Genomic DNA, 621 nt, shown 5'->3' on the forward strand with positions numbered 1-621 from the left:
TAACCAGCGAACAAAGATACACAATCGGTGTATTATTAGATCAAAACTACAATAAAAGTGAAATAGCAATTCTTATAAATAAGGACAAATCTGTTATAACACGTGAATTAAAACGCAATTGCGATTTACGCAGTGGTAAATACAGTTCTGAATTAGCGCAGCGAAAATATGATAAGCGTCAAATAAATAAACCTAAAAAAGTTTATCTTACTACTGAAATAAAAGCAACTATAAAAAAATATTTGCTTGAAGATTTAAGTCCTGAACAGATTGTAGGCATATGTCTTAAAAAAGCAATTGATTGTGTTTCTACAGAGAGTATTTATCAGTACATCTGGAAAGACAAAAAAGACAAAGGTATCTTGTATTTAAACTTAAGAAGTACAGGGAAACGATATAGAAAGAGAGGCAATAAAAAAGATTGTAGAGGTATAATTTCCAATAGAAAACCAATAGAAGATCGACCCAAAATAGTGGAGTTAAAAGAACGGTTTGGTGATTTAGAAATCGACACCATAATTGGAAAAAATCATAAAGGAGCAATCGTAACAATAAACGATAGAGCAACTGGAATATTGAGAATGAAGAAGATAGAAAGTAAAGAAAGTGAATTGGTAAAAC

At 30.4% G+C, this 621-nt stretch carries 1 protein-coding gene; it reads left to right on the forward strand.

All coding sequences use genetic code 11. The features are described 5' to 3' along the window. Positions 1-621, forward strand: a 621-nt coding sequence (locus ACP7AQ_RS15975; protein WP_426096158.1) for an IS30 family transposase, incomplete at both ends; no start/stop codon positions are given.

Source organism: Flavobacterium sp. DSR2-3-3 (genome assembly GCF_049896585.1).
Lineage (GTDB): Bacteria > Bacteroidota > Bacteroidia > Flavobacteriales > Flavobacteriaceae > Flavobacterium.